Genomic DNA, 14708 nt, shown 5'->3' on the forward strand with positions numbered 1-14708 from the left:
CCGATGCCGACCCGGTGGGCCGACAACGACCAGTACGGCCACGTGAACAACGTGACCTACTACTCCTACTTCGACACCGCGGTGAACGCCTGGCTGATGCGGGCGACCGGCATGGACATCACCGCGCTGCCCGCGCTCGGCGTCGTCGCCCAGACCTCATGCCGCTTCCAGGGCTCGGTCAGCTTCCCCGACCAGCTGCAGGTCGGGCTGCGCATCGCCCGCCTCGGCAACTCGAGCATCACCTACGACCTGGCGATCTTCAAGGAGACCGAGGCGGGTCTGGAACTCGCCGCGACCGGCGATTTCGTGCACGTCTACGTCGATGCCGAGACCCGCAAGCCGGTGGCGATCCCCGAGGTGGTCCGGACGGCCGCCGCCGAACTCGTCACCGACTAGCGGTCTGCAGCATCGCCTGGAACCGGCGCATCCCGGACAGCCAGCGGTCGTAGTCGGCGCCCTTGTTCCGGTACATCTGCAGCACCTCCGGGTGCGGCAGGATCAGGAAATGCCCGGCGGCCACGGCCTCGACGACGGTCTCGGCGACCTCCTCCGGTGACAGCACGGCGCCCGCCGTCTTCACCGCCTTGATCGCCAGCGCCGCCGCCTCCGGGTTCTCCGGGATCAGGTCGCCGCTGAGCAGCCTGGTGTCGACGCCCATCGGGCACAGACAGCTCACCCCGACACCCTGATCGCCGTAGGTGACCGACAGCCATTCGGCGAACCCGACGGCGGCGTGCTTGGTCACCGAATAGGGCGCCGAACCGATCTGGGTCAGCAGGCCCGCCGCCGACGCGGTGGACACGAAATAGCCGCTGCCGCGCTCGACCCAGCCGGGCACGAGCAGCCGCGCGGCGCGCACGTGCGCCATCACGTTCACATCGATGGCGGCCGCCCACTGTTCCTCGGTGCTGTCCAGACCGGGGCCACCACCGATGCCCGCGTTCGCGAAATACAGATCGACCGGCCCGAACGCGCGCTCGGCGGCCTCGATCAGCGCGGCGACGACCTGCTCGTCGGCCACGTCACCGCCGACCGCGACCGCGTTCTCGCCCAGCTCACCGGCCACTTTCGCCGCGGAGTCCGCGTCGAGATCGGCGACGACGACCCGCGCGCCACCTGTCACGAGCCGCTGCGCGAGCGCGGCGCCGATCCCTGCGCCCGCGCCGGTGACGATCGCGACTTTGCCTGCTATCTCCATGCCCGCACCCTATCGGCGAGTCTTACTGTCCGGCACCGGAAGACCGCGATATCAGCACGGGGTTTCCGGCAGACGGACCCGCTCAGACGCGGCTGAGCAGCGTCAACGGATCCTCCAGGAAGCCCGCGGTGGTCGCGAGGAAGCGCGCGCCGAGTTCGCCGTCGATCAGCCGGTGGTCGAAGCTGAGGCCGAGCGTGGTCACCCAGCGCACCGCCAGTTCGTCACGGAACACCCACGGCCGCTTACGAATCGAGCCGAGGCACAGTATCGCCGCCTCGCCCGGATTCACCAGCGGCACCCCGGTGTCGACGCCGAACACCCCGACATTGGTGATCGTGAACGTGCCGCCGCGCAGATCGGCGGGGGTGGCATTGCCCGAGCGGGCCAGCTCGGCCGCATCGGCGATCTCCCGGCAGAGCTCGCGCAGATTCAGCGACTGCGCGTCCTTGAGGTTGGGCACCAGCAGTCCGCGATCGGAGGCGACCGCGATCCCCAGGTTCACGTAGTGCCTGGTGACGATCTCCTGGTTCTGTTCGTCCCAGGCGGTATTGATCCCCGGATATTCGGCCAGCGCCGCCAGCGTGGCCTTGGCGACCAGGGCCAGCGGGGTGAGGGTGAGTCCCTCGAAGGATTTCGTCGTGCGTAGGTGGTCGAGCAGTTCCATCGAGGCCGTGCAGTCGACCGTGACGAACGTGCTGGCCTGCGGGATCGTGCGGGCGCTGGCCAGCATGGCGGCGGCGGTGCGCTTGCGGATGCCGGTGATAGGGGTGCGTTCCTCGCGGGCGGTCGGCTCGATCAAGCCGCCGTCGGCATCGCCGGAATGTCCGTTCGCGCGTGCGGGCGCCACCTCACCGAGCCGGGCCGGGGTGCGCGGGGCTGTCACCGGGACGGCCGAGCGGACGTCCTCGACGGTGACCGCGCCCTCGGGGCCCGAGCCTGCGACGAACCACAGATCGATGCCGAGTTCCTTGGCCAGCTTGCGCGCCGCGGGCGTCGCCGCCGCGCGATGAGTGCTCGGGGTATTCGCCGCCATCGCGGCCGACGGGACGGATTTGCGCCTGCGCGAAGTGGATTCGGCTTCCGGGCCGTAGCCGACCAGCACGTCGTTGCGGGAGACGGACTCCGCGGTCGGCGGCGCGGTGACCTCGAGATCGTTGCGCACCCGGATCAGCGGCGCGCCGACCGGCACGGTGTCACCCGGCTGGGCCAGCAGCTCCACCACGACACCGGAGAAGGGTGACGGCAGTGCGACGACCGCCTTCGCGGTCTCCACCTCGGCGATGGTCTGGTTCAGTTCCACCGTGTCGCCGACCGCGACGGCCCAGGACACCAGGTCGCCGTCGGCGAGGCCCTCGCCCAGATCGGGGAGGCGGAATTCGAGAACATGACCGTCGTCGTCGGCGGCTTGTTCCGGCACAGTGGCACCTTTCGTCACGCGGCTAGACAGCGGTCGACCGCCGCCAGAATGCGGTCGGGGTCGGGCAGATGGTGCTTTTCGAGCTTAGCCGGGGGGTAGGGGATGTCGTAGCCTCCGACGCGCAGCACCGGCGCCTCGAGGTGATAGAAGCAGCGTTCGGTGACGCGGGCCGCGATCTCGGCGCCGAGCCCGGCGAAGACCGGCGCCTCGTGCACGATGATCAGCCTGCCGGTCTTGTCGACCGATTCCGCGATCGTGTCCACGTCCATCGGCGAGAGACTGCGCAGATCGATCACCTCCAGCGAATGCCCTTCCTCTGCCGCGATCTTCGCCGCCGTCAGCGCGGTGGCGACCGTGCCCCCGTAGGCGACCACGGTGGCGTCGGCGCCGCGGGTGCACACCCTGGCCTGGTGCAGCGGCAGATCCGGTTCGCCTTCGAAATCTACGTCGGCTTTGTCCCAATAGCGACGTTTCGGTTCGAAGAACACCACCGGATCGTCGAGGGAGATCGCCTGGCGGATCATCGAATACGCGTCGGCCGGGGTGCTCGGGCAGACGACGCGCAGTCCGGCGGTGTGCGCGAAGTACACCTCGGGCGATTCCGAATGGTGCTCGACCGCGCCGATGCCGCCGCCGAACGGGATGCGAATCGTCAACGGCGCCTTCACCTTGCCGCCGGTCCGGTAGTGGATCTTGGCGACCTGGGAGACGATCTGGTCGAAGGCCGGGTAGACGAAGCCGTCGAACTGGATCTCCACCACCGGCCGGTAACCGCGCAGAGCCATGCCGAAAGCGGTTCCGACGATGCCGGATTCGGCGAGCGGGGTGTCGATGACGCGATTGTCGCCGAAGTCCTTCTGGAGCGTATCGGTCACCCGGAACACGCCGCCGAGCCTGCCGATGTCCTCACCGAGCAGCACGACTTTGGCGTCGTCTTCCATCGCCCGGCGCAGGCCGGTGTTGAGGGCGGCGGCGAAGGTGGTGATCATGACTGCGCTCCTTCGGCGAGGTAGGCCGAGAACTGGTGCGCCTCTTCGGTGATCAGCGGGTGCTCGGTCGCGTAGACGTTGTCGAACATGCGCACCGGGTCGGGGTCGGGCATCTCCATCGTCGCGGTGCGCACGCGGCGGGCGACGTCGTCGGCGGTGTCGGCGACGCGGCGGGCGAACTCGGGATCGAGGTGGCCTTCGCGATCGAGGAGCAGGCGGATGCGCTCGATCGGGTCGCGGTGTTCCCAGTACTCGGTGTCGGCGGCGGTGCGGTACCTGGTCGGGTCGTCGGCGGTGGTGTGCGGACCCATCCGGTAGGTCATCGCCTCGATGAAGGTCGGGCCGCCGCCGGTGCGTGCCCGTTCCACGGCCTGGCGGGTGACGGCGAGCACAGCCAGCACGTCGTTGCCGTCGACCTGCACGCCCGGGATGCCGTAGCCGTCGGCCCTGCGCACCAGCGGCACGTGGCTCTGCACGCTCACCGGTTCGCTGATCGCCCACTGGTTGTTCTGGCAGAAGAACACCACCGGCGCGCTCCAGGTCGCGGCGAAACCGAGCGCCTCGGCGATGTCGCCCTGGCTGGTCGCGCCGTCGCCGAAATAGGCGATGGTGGCGATGTCGGCGCCGTCGAGGTGGGCGGCGTAGGCGTAGCCGGTGGCGTGCAGGCCCTGGGAACCGACCACGATGTTGGCGTTGGTCATGTTCACCGCGTCCGGGTCCCAGCAGTGGTGGGCGACGCCGCGCCACAGGGTGGTCAGCTGCTCGGGCGGCACGCCACGGCAGTAGGCCACCGCGGTCTCGCGGTAGGAGCAGAAGACGTAGTCGTCGGGGTGCAGGGCATGCGCCGAGCCGACCTGGGCGGCTTCCTGACCGAGCAGCGGCGGCCATAGGCCGAGCTGGCCCTGGCGTTGCAGCGCGGTCGCCTCGACATCGATCCGGCGGGTCACGACGAGATCCTGATAGAGCTGCCGCAGTCGTTCGGCATCGATGTCGGCCACCAGCGCGGCGTGCTCGCGATCGAACACGCGCCTGCCGTCCGGCTGCACCAACTGGACCGGATAGGTCTGTTTCTCCGACATCGAGATCGCCTCCTCACCGCCGCGCCTTGTGGGCCCGGTGCAGGTACGACAATCGCTGAGTGCGATGTGTATCACTCAGCATCCACGATAATGCCGACTGCGCAAGCGATCGACACGGGAATGAGCAGAGTGCATGGTCTGAACCCGCTGAACACTGTCATACTGCGTTGTATGACAAGTCGCGAACCCGACGCCGTGACTCTGGACGCCACCGACGCGCGGCTCCTGCGCGAGTTGATCGCCAACCCGCGGGCCACCGGAGTGGAGCTGGCCGCGCGGCTCGGCTTGTCGCGCAACACCGTGCAGGCGCGGCTGGCGCGCTGGGACAGCGGCGGAGTACTCGGCAGCTTCGAGCGCCGGGTGGAACCGCGAGCCCTCGGCTATCCCCTGGCAGCCTTCGTCGCGGTGGTCGTCGACCAGCATCAACTCGACGCCGTCGTCGACGAATTGGCCGACGTCCCCGAGGTCACCGAGGTCTGCGGCATGACCGGCTCCACCGACCTGACGGTCCGCATCGTCGCCCGCGACGCCGACGACCTCTACCGCATCGCCGGCCAGATCCTCAAGATCCCCGGCGTCGAACGCACCAACATGGCCCTGGTCATGCGCGAACTCGTCGGCCCTCGCACCGGCCCGCTGCTGGATCGGCTCGCGGGCCCGAGCTGAATTCGTCGAGCTATATAACGCTACACGTTATTGACGCAATGCGTTATGCTTGGTCGGTGATCAGGTCATTCGGAGACCGGGACACCGAGCGTTTGTGGCGTCGAGAGCACGTGACGAGGTTCGACTCCCGGATCATCCGGGTGGCGTTGCGGAAGCTCGCGATCCTGGATGCTGTGGTGTCTCTGGGGGGAGCTTCGAGTGCCGCCAGGTAACCATCTGGAGGCACTGAAGGGGAACCGCAAGGGGCAGCACAGTATTCGGGTCAACGAACAGTGGAGAATCTGTTTCGTCTGGACTGATGCAGGTCCCGAGCGTGTAGAGATCGTCGACTATCACTGAAGGAGGTGGCGAGATGGGCAAGTTGGCTCCGGCGCACCCCGGCGAAGTGTTGATGGAAGACTTCATCGAGCCGCTCGGAATCACCCAGCATCGGGTCGCGGTTGCCATCGGCGTCCCGCCGCGCAGGATCAACGAGATCGTGCACGGCAAGCGGCGGATCACCGCCGACACCGCCCTGCGCCTCGGCCGCTACTTCGGCACCAGCGATTTGTTCTGGCTGAACCTGCAGAACCGCTACGACCTCGAGATCGAACGCGATGCCATCGGCGCGGCTTTGGCGGCGATCGAGCCGTTGCGGGTGGCCTGAGGGCTCCCTACGTTCCTTGTGGCAGGAAGCGGCGCACGATCAGGCCCGCGATCAGGGCCCAGAAGGCGCCGCCGATGCCGAACAGGGTGGTGCCGGAGGCGGCGACGAGGAAAGTGACCAGGCCTGCCATGCGGTGGTCGGGGTCGCTGAGGGCACCGGTGAGGGCCGCGGCGAGGGTGGCGAGCAGGGCCAAGCCCGCGACGGTTTCGAGGGTGCCCGCCGGGGCCGCGGCGATGAGGGTGACCAGCGCGGCGGAGGCGAGGCCGAGGATCAGGTAGGCGGCGCCCGCGGTGGCGGCGGCGATCCAGCGGCGTTTGGGGTCGGGGCTCGCGCTGGGAGCGGCGGAGAGGGCCGCGCTGATCGCGGCGAGGTTGATCGCGTGGCCGCCCGCGGTCGCGCCCGCGATGGTGCCGATTCCGGTGACCAGCATGGACGCGCGCCACGGGACCTGGAAGTCGAACGAGCGCATCACCGCGACGCCGGGGATGTTCTGTGAGGCCATGGTGACGATGTAGAGCGGCACCGCGATACCGACGATCGCCTGCCAATGCCAGTGCGGTGCAGTCCATTCCACGGTCGGGACCATGGCCGACAGGTCCAGCTGCCGGTCGCGGACCGCGATGTCGATCCCGGTGCCGATCGCCGCCGTGGTGAAGGCGACCAGCACCGCCCATTTCGGCGCGTACCGCTGCAACACCAGCCACACCACGATGACCGGCACCACCACAGCGGGCGAGGTGGTCAGCGCCTTCACCGGCGCCAGGCACAGCGGGACGAGCACACCGGCCAGCATGGCCTGCGCGATCGGCACCGGGATCGCCGCGACCAGCGAACCGAGCCGCTGCCACAGTCCCGTGATCACGATCAGCACGCCGGTGACCGCGAAGGCCGCGACCGCGCCGGGCCAGCCACCCGCGACCAGTCCGGTGCTCGCCAGCAGCGCCGCACCCGGTGTCGACCAGGCCAGCGTGATCGGAATCCGGTACCGGACACTGAGCAGCAGGATGCCGATGCCCTGCGTGAAACACAGGATCATCAGCCCGGATGCTGCCTGAGCCGGGCTCGCGCCCACCGCCCGCAGCCCGCTCAGCACCACCGCGAACGAACTGGTGAACCCGACCAGCGCGGTGATCGCGCCGGCCCCGAGCGGCTGAGCGATGCCCGCCCGCTGTTCGGCGACATCATCGGGCGGGGTGGTGGTGACCTGCGACATTGTGCAGATATTGCCCGCAGGGCGAGCCGGTGTCGCCTGCCAGTCCCGCGAAAGTGGACTGATCTGAGTTCACCGCGATCGGTCCAGTTGGGGCCGCGTTCGGTATCGATGGGGCAGTCTCCCTGCGTAGGGTGGCGGCAGGGGGCTTCGACAGGTGCGACGGTGGTGAGGAGCGGGAGTGGGCACGGTAGTGATCTCCCCGGAGGAACTCCGGGAAGAACTGGCGGACAAGAAGATTCATCTGCTCGACGTGCGGTGGGCACTGGGTGATCCGGATGGCCCGCAGCACTATCTGGACGGGCACATTCCGGGCGCGGTGTTCGTCGACCTGGAGACCGAGCTGGCCGCCGCCCCGTCGCCGGCGCGTGGCAGGCATCCGCTGCCCGATCCCGGCGCCTTCGAGAAGTGCGCGCGCAGCTGGGGGCTCGGTGCGGGGGAGCCGGTCGTCGTCTACGACGCGACCAGCGGTATGGCCGCGGCGCGGGCCTGGTGGCTGTTGCGCTGGGCCGGTGTCGATGACGTCCGGATTCTCGACGGCGGACTGCCCGCGTGGATCGCGGCGGGCGGCGAGCTCGCCACCGGCGCCGAAGCCGATCCGGTATCCGGCGACCTCGTGATACGCCCGGGCTCGCTGCCGGTGATCGACGCCGACGCGGCGTCGAACTGGTCGGGCGTGCTCCTCGACGCCAGAGCCGGTGAGCGGTATCGCGGCGAGGTCGAACCGGTCGATCCCAAAGCCGGCCACATCCCCGGCGCGATCAGCGCCCCGACCACCGAGAACCTGGACGACACCGGACGCTTCCGCACTCCCGAGGAGCTGCGCGCGCGGTTCGCCGAATTCGGGGAGGGCCAGGTCGCGGTCTACTGCGGCTCCGGCGTGACGGCCGCCCACCAGATCGCGGCCCTCGCCATCGCCGGGATCCCGGCCGCGCTGTACCCGGGTTCATGGTCGCAGTGGTCGAACGATCCGAAGCGACTGGTCGCCACCGGCGCTTGACGAGTCGTCACCGAGCGCTTGGGCGAACACGTGGCCGCCGGCGGTCGATCAGGGGCACCCGCGGGCGACCTTGTGGAGTGCGGCGTTGTCGGCGGCGGTGATCGGCAGGTCGTAGTCGAGGGCGACGGTGAGGTATTTGGCCGCGTAGAAGCAGTGGTTGGGGCGGGCGGGTGGTAGCCAGTCGGCCGGGGTGTCGTCGCCTTTGGCCTGGTTGGTTGACGCGCCGGTGGCGAGCAGGTTCACCGACAGGTCGTTGGCGAAGCGCAGTCTGCGCTCGGGTGGCCAGTGGGCGGCGCCCATGTCCCAGGCAGCGGCCAGCGGGTAGACGTGGTCGATCTGGATGCGGCCGCCGTCGGACTTGCGGAAGGTGAGGTCGGTGCCCGTGTACGGGTCGGTGAGCACGCCCTCGACGACCACGCACCGGCCGCGCTGGACCACCTCCCGCAGCTGGGCGGCGAGCACATTGTTGCGGGTGTCGCAGCCGTCATGGCCGCCAGGCGCGTCGGTGTCGTCGGACCAGGCGGTGCCGAACACGCACGCCTGACCCGATTTGCAGCCGCGTTCATAGCCGCCGGGGCGTGGCCGGGCGGCGATCACCCGCACCCGGTCGAGCAGCGCGCTCACCTCGGCGCGCGTCGGACTGCCGGGCGCGGGCAGCACCGGATCGTCCGGTGTGAGCACAGCGCAACCGGCGACCGCGAGCACCGTGACGAGCAGCCACGCCCATTTCCGCATATCTGCAGGTTGTAGCCGGAGGCACCGACAGATATGCCGAACGGGCTACAACCAGGCGCGGGCCAGGATGTCGTCGGCGGCTACTTCACTGGCATGGGGTGGGAACCGCGTCGCCGCGATCGAGGAGATGTGCGTGCCGTCGTGGCCGACCAGCCACGAACCGCCACGGTCCTCGCACTCGGCGATCTTGGCGAAGACGGTGAGCAGGAAAGTGATCGAATCGCGCGGATCGACGGTGTGTGCCAGGCGCTGGGATTCGCCAGGTCTGGACAGGTCGAGCCACACGCCGGACTGGCCGTCCAGGCGCATGCCGACGATCTTTCCGGTATCGATGAACGTGAATTTGCGCCGTTCCCACGGGGTTGTCGGGGTATAGCTCTGCTCGAGAACCTGGAGCAGAATCGTCATCACTGCCCTCCGCACGCATACAAGGGGTTCATCGGCCGAGCCGGAACGAGCCCGGTTCGCCTGGGTCGGTATGTAGTTGTCGCCGGTGGGTGGTCCGGCCCGTGACCAGGGGATACCCCAGTATGTTCCGGGATCGGCGAGAAATCCAGGGGAGGCGGGCCGCGCCGGGTGTCGGTGCCGCCTGCTTGGATGGTCCCCATGCTGCACGGTCTGTGGTCCCCCGGGGCCGGCCTGCTGCTGTGGCACGACGGGGAACCGGTCGCCGTCGGTTCGGTGCTCGGCGACATCCTGGAACGGGCCAGGTTCCGGCACCGCGCCCAGGTGCTGGTCGTCGATGCCGCAGGGCAGGCCGACACCGCCGAGGTACGCGCGCACGCACTCGCGCCGCCCACGGCGGCCGTCGTGCTGCGCAGCAGACTGCCTCGCGAGAACATCTCCGGCGATCTGCGCTTCCTCGGACACGTCGCCCGCGGCGTCGAACGGTGGGTGCGGGCGGGCCGGGTGGTGCCGCAGGTCGAGCGCGCCGATGGTCAGTGGTGGGTGCGCTGGCGGCTGGTCGGCGGCCAGCGGCAGCGGGCGTGGCTGGCCGAGCTGGCCGCCGCGATGCCGCCGGCGCTGCGGGTCGCCGGGTCACCCGCCGCCGTGCTCGACGACCTGGTCACCGAGCTCACCGACCCGATCGCCCGCGAGTACCTCGCGCACCGCACGATGACGCACCCGCTCTTGCAGGCTCTGGTCGGTGACACCCCGCTCGACGTCGGCTCCTACCGGCTGGCCGAGACCCTTGGGCAGTGGCGGGCAGGCTACGCCGCCGACGAACCCGAACTCGTCCTGCGCCTGTGCGAACCCGACGGCGAATTCGGCACCGCCGACGAATCGCTGGCGCTGTGGCGGTTGCAGGTCTGCCTGCGTCCGGTCGACGATGCGCCGAAACCCGTTGCGCTCGATGATGATCCGGTCCTGGTCCGGACCGCCGCCGAGAAGCTCGGCCATGCGCGCAAGGCCTACCCGCGGTTGCGTGATCTGCCCGCCGACCCGCGCGGCCTCGACCTGCTGCTGCCCACCGAGGTCGTCGCAGACCTGGTCGCCCACGGTGCGCATGCCTTGCAGGAGGCGGGAATCCGGCTGCTGCTGCCGCGCGCCTGGAACATCGCCGAACCGAGCATGCGGCTGCGGGTGAGCAGCCCGGCCGCCGCCGAATCCACCGTTGGACTGAGCGGATTGCTGTCCTACCGCTGGGAATTGGCGCTCGGTGACCTCGTGCTCACCAAGCCCGAGATGGAACGGCTGATCCGCAGCAAGTCCGATCTGGTGCAGCTGCGCGGGGAATGGGTGCAGGCCGACCACCGGGTGCTGGCCGCGGCCGCCCGCTATGTCGCGATGCACGCCGACGACACTCCGATCACCCTGGCCGACATGATCGGCGAGCTCGCCGCCGAACGCGTCGACGATGTCCCGGTCACCGAGGTCACGGCCGACGGCTGGGCGGCCGAATTGTTCGCCAGGGAAGGCGAACCCGAGCCCGTTCCGGTGCCGGTGGGCCTGAAAGCGGAGCTGCGCCCCTACCAGGAACGCGGACTCAGCTGGCTGGCCACGATGAGCCGGCTGAACTGCGGCGCGATCCTGGCCGACGACATGGGTCTGGGCAAGACGGTGCAGGTGCTGGCATTGCTCGCACACGAGCGTGAAGACGCGGAGGTCGACCGTGGCGGGCGGGCGGGTCCGCTGGAGGCAGCACGGGTCGGGCCGACGTTGCTGGTGTGCCCGATGTCGGTTGTCGGCAACTGGCAGCGCGAAGCGCAACGGTTCACTCCCGACCTGCGGGTGCTGGTCCATCACGGGCCGGGCAGGCTCACCGGTTCGGAATTCGCTGCGGCGGCGGCGGATTCCGATCTCGTCGTCACCACCTACTCCCTGCTGGCCCGCGACGCGACGCTGCTCAGCGAACAGCAGTGGGAGCGGATCGTGCTCGACGAGGCCCAGCACATCAAGAATGCCGCCACCCGTCAGTCGCGGGCCGCCCGCGCACTGCACGCACGACATCGCCTGGCGCTCACCGGAACTCCGGTGGAGAACCGCCTGGAGGAACTGCGCGCGCTGTTCGACTTCGCCATGCCGAAACTGCTCGGCAGCCCGCAATCCTTCCGGGCGAAGTTCGCGGTGCCGATCGAACGCGAACGTGACCAGCAGGCCGTCGACCGGCTGCGGTTGATCACCGATCCGTTCGTGCTGCGCAGGCTCAAGACCGATCCGGCGGTCATCAGCGATCTGCCGGAGAAACTGGAGATGACGGTGCGGGCCAACCTCACCGTCGAACAGGCGGCCCTCTATCAAGCCGTGGTCGACGACATGCTCGCGAAGCTGAAGGACGCGAAAGGCATGGCGCGCAAGGGCGCCGTGCTCGGCGCGCTGACCCGGCTCAAACAGGTCTGCAATCACCCCGCGCACTTCCTCGGCGACGGTTCGCCGATCCTGCGGCGCGGCAGCCACCGCTCCGGCAAGCTGGCCCTGGTCGAAGACGTGCTCGACGCGGTCGTCGCCGACGGCGAGAGGGCACTGCTGTTCACCCAGTTCCGCGAATTCGGCGACCTGGTGCTGCCGTACCTCACCGAGCGTTTCGGCACGCCGATTCCGTTCCTGCACGGCGGCGTCACCAAGCAGCGTCGCGACGACATGGTGACCGGTTTCCAGGGCGAGAACGGCCCGCCGCTGATGCTGCTCTCGCTCAAGGCGGGCGGCACCGGCCTCAATCTGACCGCCGCCAATCACGTGGTCCACCTGGACCGCTGGTGGAATCCGGCGGTGGAGAACCAGGCCACCGACCGGGCGTTCCGGATCGGCCAGCAGCGCGCGGTGCAGGTCCGCAAGCTGGTCTGCGTCGACACCATCGAGGAGCGGATCGACGAGATGATCAGCGGGAAGAAGCAATTGGCCGAACTGGCGGTCGGCGCGGGGGAGAACTGGATCACCGAGCTGAGCACCGACGAACTGCGCGAACTGTTCACCCTCGGCGCCGAGGCGGTGGGTGACTAGTGGCCGACTTCAGTCAGTTCGGTCCGCGCAGGCCGGTCACCGGCGGCGCCCAGGCCCGCGGCGGCTTCGGCCGGACCTGGTGGGGCAGGTCGCTGCTGGAGGCGGTGGAGCAGGTCGCCGACGCGGGCAGGCTCTCGCGCGGGCGCACCTACGCCAGGGTCGGCCAGGTGGTGAACTACCGGATCGAACGCGGCGCCGTCACCGCGGAGGTGCAGGGCAGCCAGCCGAGCCCGTTCACCTCGGTGCTGGCGATGCGCCCGCTGCGCCACGAGGAAGTCGAGCTGCTGCTCGCCGAGATCAGGGAAGCGCCGGGCATGCTCGCCGAGATCGCCTCCGGCGCACTGCCACCCGCCCTCGGCCCGCACCTGCTGCCGACCACCGCCGCCGAACTCGACTTCTCCTGTAGCTGCCCGGACATGGGCTGGCCGTGCAAACACGTCGCCGCGGTCTGCTACCTGCTCGCCGAACGACTCGACGAGCAACCGAGCGAGATCCTCACCCTGCGCGGCCTGGACCTGGACACCCTCATCGGCGGCGTCGAGAAATCCACCCGCACCGCCGAAGCCGACGACCCCTACGGCGACGAGCTCACCCTCCCCGAACTGCCCCGCATCGAATTCCACGCCGTCATCGAGGATCTCGACCCGATCCCGCTGCGCCGCGCCCTGCGGATGTCGACCGAGGACGAGCAGACAGCGGCAACCGGCCTTCGTGAATTACGGTCGCTGTATACAGAATTCGACAGCTGAGGTCAGGCGAGTTCGTACTCGAACCAGATGTGGTGGCCGCCGGTGGCATCGACGTAGAGCGCGCCGGTGCCGGTGATGCCGGTGAGTTCGCCGGTGCCGCTGGCGGGGACGATGTGGAAGAACTCGTCGGTGCGATCGGTGCCGCCGGTGGTGGCCGAGTGGACGAAGTTGAAAGCGCCGGACTTGCCGTTCAGTGCGCCCTCGAACGACTCCATCGCGATGTAGGTGCCCGCCCCGGACGACATGTCGAATGCCGCGGTGAACAGCGTCGCCGAGGTGCCCGTGATCTCCCCGGCGTAGACCTTCGTCATGAGGGTCACGCCGACGGGCAGCCCGGTGCTGATGGGCGGCTGCGGCTGCAAGTCGGTGGGGTCGAACGCGGTGATGTCGAACGTGCCGGTTGCCTTCATGGGGCGATGCTAAACCGGGCCACCGACAGCCGCCGGAACCGCGCGACGGCGGCGATTCACGAGGCCGTGTCCACCCGGTACACGCGGGTGGCATTGCCGCCGAACACCTTCCGCAGCGTGCCTTGGTCGGCGCCCGCCTCGGTGAGCGCGGTGGCCACGGTCTCGACCGCGCCGGTGATGCTGGTGATCGGCTTGTCGACCGGGAAGTTCGAACCCCAGATCAACCGGTCGGGGCCGAACACCGCCAGCGCGTGAGCGAGCAACGGCCGCACTCGCTCGACCAGTTCGGGCACCGGCGTCGGGGCGCCGCGCGGTGGCACCGGATGACCGAGCACCGGCATCATCAGCCCGCTCACCTTGGCCACCACGGCGGGCTGCGCGGCCAGATCGGTCAGGTCGTCGCGCCAGCGCTCGAACAGTGCCTGCCGCTGGGCAGGGGTGTGCCCGGTGTGCTTGCCGACCGGCCCGAAGATGCCTGCGGGGGTCCCCAGGTGGTCGAGCACGATCGGCACCTCGGGGAACCGCTCGGCCAGCGCCGTCACGTCGGGGAGCTGCACCGAATACACCCAGGCGTCGAAGGACAGGTCGCGCTGGGCGAGCTGGGCGAAACCGTTCAGGAAGGCGGGGGCGGTGAGGGCGCTGTCGTTCGGCGCGAACGATTTCACGGCCGGATCGGGATGGTGGGCGACCATGGTCCTGATCCCGCGCAGCAGCGGCGAGGCCGACTGATGCGCGTCGAGGACCGCGTCGAAGTCCGCGGCGGCGGGATCGGCCGACGCGATGATCGCGGCGAGAGCCGGGGTGTCGACACCGAACGGCAGACTGGCCACCCAGCGGGTTTCGTCGGGCTTCCAGCCGGTCCATTCCACTTCGATGTGCGCGATCGCGTCCACCCGGGTTTTCCCGAGGTCGGCCCGGTAGTCGGCGGGCAGATAGGGACCCAGATAGGCGGAGGGGTCGCCGACGAATTCGCGGTCGCCCCGCGGAGCCAGTTTCGCCGCGATATCGACCGGCAGCGGGAGATATCGCAGCAGGGTGGCGAGCTTGCTGAATTGGCGAGGTGTCGTGCGCGGATCCCACTGGTGGATGTGCGCATCGATGATGTCGAGCTCGGTCAGGTCCATGCTGTGCGTCCCATCGCCGCCGCTGCCTTGTGCTGGCGGCAATT

At 69.3% G+C, this 14708-nt stretch carries 15 protein-coding genes and 1 pseudogene; 7 read left to right on the forward strand and 9 right to left on the reverse strand.

The genetic code is table 11. From position 1 onward, the window contains the following. The first annotated feature begins 3 nt into the window (after positions 1-3). Positions 4-396: an acyl-CoA thioesterase gene (locus IEY60_RS21465; protein ID WP_229740025.1), complete on the forward strand. Its 393-nt coding sequence runs from the start codon at positions 4-6 to the stop codon at positions 394-396. Here IEY60_RS21465 and IEY60_RS21470 read toward each other — a convergent pair. The 4 genes from IEY60_RS21470 to pdhA form a co-directional block, all read right to left on the reverse strand. Beyond that, complete coding sequence (locus tag IEY60_RS21470; RefSeq protein ID WP_189031035.1) at positions 386-1198, reverse strand: SDR family oxidoreductase; 813 nt, start codon at positions 1196-1198, stop codon at positions 386-388. The genes IEY60_RS21465 and IEY60_RS21470 overlap by 11 nt on opposite strands. An 82-nt stretch (positions 1199-1280) precedes the next feature. Further along, positions 1281-2615, reverse strand: a complete 1335-nt coding sequence (locus tag IEY60_RS21475) for a dihydrolipoamide acetyltransferase family protein (RefSeq protein WP_189031037.1) — start codon at positions 2613-2615, stop codon at positions 1281-1283. 14 nt (positions 2616-2629) lie between these two features. After that, positions 2630-3604, reverse strand: coding sequence for an alpha-ketoacid dehydrogenase subunit beta (locus IEY60_RS21480; RefSeq protein ID WP_189031039.1), 975 nt, complete (start codon positions 3602-3604; stop codon positions 2630-2632). Beyond that, entirely contained in the window at positions 3601-4683 is a 1083-nt protein-coding gene (gene pdhA / locus IEY60_RS21485; protein WP_189031041.1) for a pyruvate dehydrogenase (acetyl-transferring) E1 component subunit alpha, read from the reverse strand. The genes IEY60_RS21480 and pdhA overlap by 4 nt, the downstream gene beginning before the upstream one ends. A gap of 171 nt (positions 4684-4854) precedes the next feature. Between pdhA and IEY60_RS21490 the strand changes: the two genes are divergently transcribed. The 3 genes and pseudogenes from IEY60_RS21490 (at position 4855) to IEY60_RS21500 (ending at position 5995) form a co-directional block, all read left to right on the forward strand. Further along, positions 4855-5349, forward strand: a complete 495-nt coding sequence (locus IEY60_RS21490; protein ID WP_189031043.1) for an Lrp/AsnC family transcriptional regulator — start codon at positions 4855-4857, stop codon at positions 5347-5349. A gap of 56 nt (positions 5350-5405) precedes the next feature. After that, positions 5406-5688: pseudogene (locus IEY60_RS21495) on the forward strand (type II toxin-antitoxin system RelE/ParE family toxin). A gap of 13 nt (positions 5689-5701) precedes the next feature. After that, entirely contained in the window at positions 5702-5995 is a 294-nt protein-coding gene (locus tag IEY60_RS21500; protein ID WP_189031045.1) for a HigA family addiction module antitoxin, read from the forward strand. Between the two features lie 7 nt (positions 5996-6002). Here IEY60_RS21500 and IEY60_RS21505 read toward each other — a convergent pair whose 3' ends face one another. Next, positions 6003-7208: a benzoate/H(+) symporter BenE family transporter gene (locus IEY60_RS21505; RefSeq protein ID WP_189031055.1), complete on the reverse strand. Its 1206-nt coding sequence runs from the start codon at positions 7206-7208 to the stop codon at positions 6003-6005. 178 nt (positions 7209-7386) lie between these two features. Here IEY60_RS21505 and IEY60_RS21510 point away from each other — a divergent pair, with 178 nt between their 5' ends. Further along, entirely contained in the window at positions 7387-8205 is an 819-nt protein-coding gene (locus tag IEY60_RS21510; protein ID WP_189031057.1) for a sulfurtransferase, read from the forward strand. A gap of 48 nt (positions 8206-8253) precedes the next feature. Here IEY60_RS21510 and IEY60_RS21515 read toward each other — a convergent pair whose 3' ends face one another. Further along, entirely contained in the window at positions 8254-8940 is a 687-nt protein-coding gene (locus IEY60_RS21515) for an HNH endonuclease family protein (protein WP_189031059.1), read from the reverse strand. Between the two features lie 45 nt (positions 8941-8985). Beyond that, positions 8986-9348, reverse strand: coding sequence for a hypothetical protein (locus IEY60_RS21520; protein ID WP_189031061.1), 363 nt, complete (start codon positions 9346-9348; stop codon positions 8986-8988). Positions 9349-9546: 198 nt separating this feature from the next. On the opposite strand from IEY60_RS21520, the gene IEY60_RS21525 reads away from it, so the two are divergent. Together IEY60_RS21525 and IEY60_RS21530 are read left to right on the forward strand one after the other, a co-directional pair. Continuing rightward, positions 9547-12381: a DEAD/DEAH box helicase gene (locus tag IEY60_RS21525; protein WP_189031063.1), complete on the forward strand. Its 2835-nt coding sequence runs from the start codon at positions 9547-9549 to the stop codon at positions 12379-12381. Continuing rightward, entirely contained in the window at positions 12381-13130 is a 750-nt protein-coding gene (locus IEY60_RS21530; protein ID WP_189031065.1) for an SWIM zinc finger family protein, read from the forward strand. The genes IEY60_RS21525 and IEY60_RS21530 overlap by 1 nt, the downstream gene beginning before the upstream one ends. A 2-nt stretch (positions 13131-13132) precedes the next feature. Here the strand turns inward: IEY60_RS21530 and IEY60_RS21535 are convergent, their stop codons facing one another. Further along, positions 13133-13540: a DUF3224 domain-containing protein gene (locus IEY60_RS21535; RefSeq protein ID WP_189031067.1), complete on the reverse strand. Its 408-nt coding sequence runs from the start codon at positions 13538-13540 to the stop codon at positions 13133-13135. A 56-nt stretch (positions 13541-13596) separates the two neighbouring features. After that, on the reverse strand, positions 13597-14664 hold the full coding sequence (locus IEY60_RS21540; protein ID WP_189031069.1) for an amidohydrolase family protein: 1068 nt from the start codon (positions 14662-14664) through the stop codon (positions 13597-13599). Between the last annotated feature and the right edge of the window lie 44 nt (positions 14665-14708).

This window comes from Nocardia rhizosphaerihabitans, assembly GCF_014646295.1.
Lineage (GTDB): Bacteria > Actinomycetota > Actinomycetes > Mycobacteriales > Mycobacteriaceae > Nocardia > Nocardia rhizosphaerihabitans.

Excerpts from the sequence above, each read along its gene's own strand:
- IEY60_RS21500 (WP_189031045.1), top strand. The coding sequence starts at position 5,702 with ATGGGCAAGTTGGCTCCGGCGCACCCCGGCGAAGTGTTGATGGAAGAC.
- IEY60_RS21470 (WP_189031035.1), bottom strand. The coding sequence starts at position 1,198 with ATGGAGATAGCAGGCAAAGTCGCGATCGTCACCGGCGCGGGCGCAGGG.
- pdhA (WP_189031041.1), bottom strand. The coding sequence starts at position 4,683 with ATGTCGGAGAAACAGACCTATCCGGTCCAGTTGGTGCAGCCGGACGGC.
- IEY60_RS21465 (WP_229740025.1), top strand. The coding sequence starts at position 4 with ATGCCGACCCGGTGGGCCGACAACGACCAGTACGGCCACGTGAACAAC.
- IEY60_RS21520 (WP_189031061.1), bottom strand. The coding sequence starts at position 9,348 with ATGACGATTCTGCTCCAGGTTCTCGAGCAGAGCTATACCCCGACAACC.
- IEY60_RS21505 (WP_189031055.1), bottom strand. The coding sequence starts at position 7,208 with ATGTCGCAGGTCACCACCACCCCGCCCGATGATGTCGCCGAACAGCGG.
- IEY60_RS21540 (WP_189031069.1), bottom strand. The coding sequence starts at position 14,664 with ATGGACCTGACCGAGCTCGACATCATCGATGCGCACATCCACCAGTGG.
- IEY60_RS21515 (WP_189031059.1), bottom strand. The coding sequence starts at position 8,940 with ATGCGGAAATGGGCGTGGCTGCTCGTCACGGTGCTCGCGGTCGCCGGT.
- IEY60_RS21490 (WP_189031043.1), top strand. The coding sequence starts at position 4,855 with ATGACAAGTCGCGAACCCGACGCCGTGACTCTGGACGCCACCGACGCG.
- IEY60_RS21480 (WP_189031039.1), bottom strand. The coding sequence starts at position 3,604 with ATGATCACCACCTTCGCCGCCGCCCTCAACACCGGCCTGCGCCGGGCG.
- IEY60_RS21525 (WP_189031063.1), top strand. The coding sequence starts at position 9,547 with ATGCTGCACGGTCTGTGGTCCCCCGGGGCCGGCCTGCTGCTGTGGCAC.
- IEY60_RS21535 (WP_189031067.1), bottom strand. The coding sequence starts at position 13,540 with ATGAAGGCAACCGGCACGTTCGACATCACCGCGTTCGACCCCACCGAC.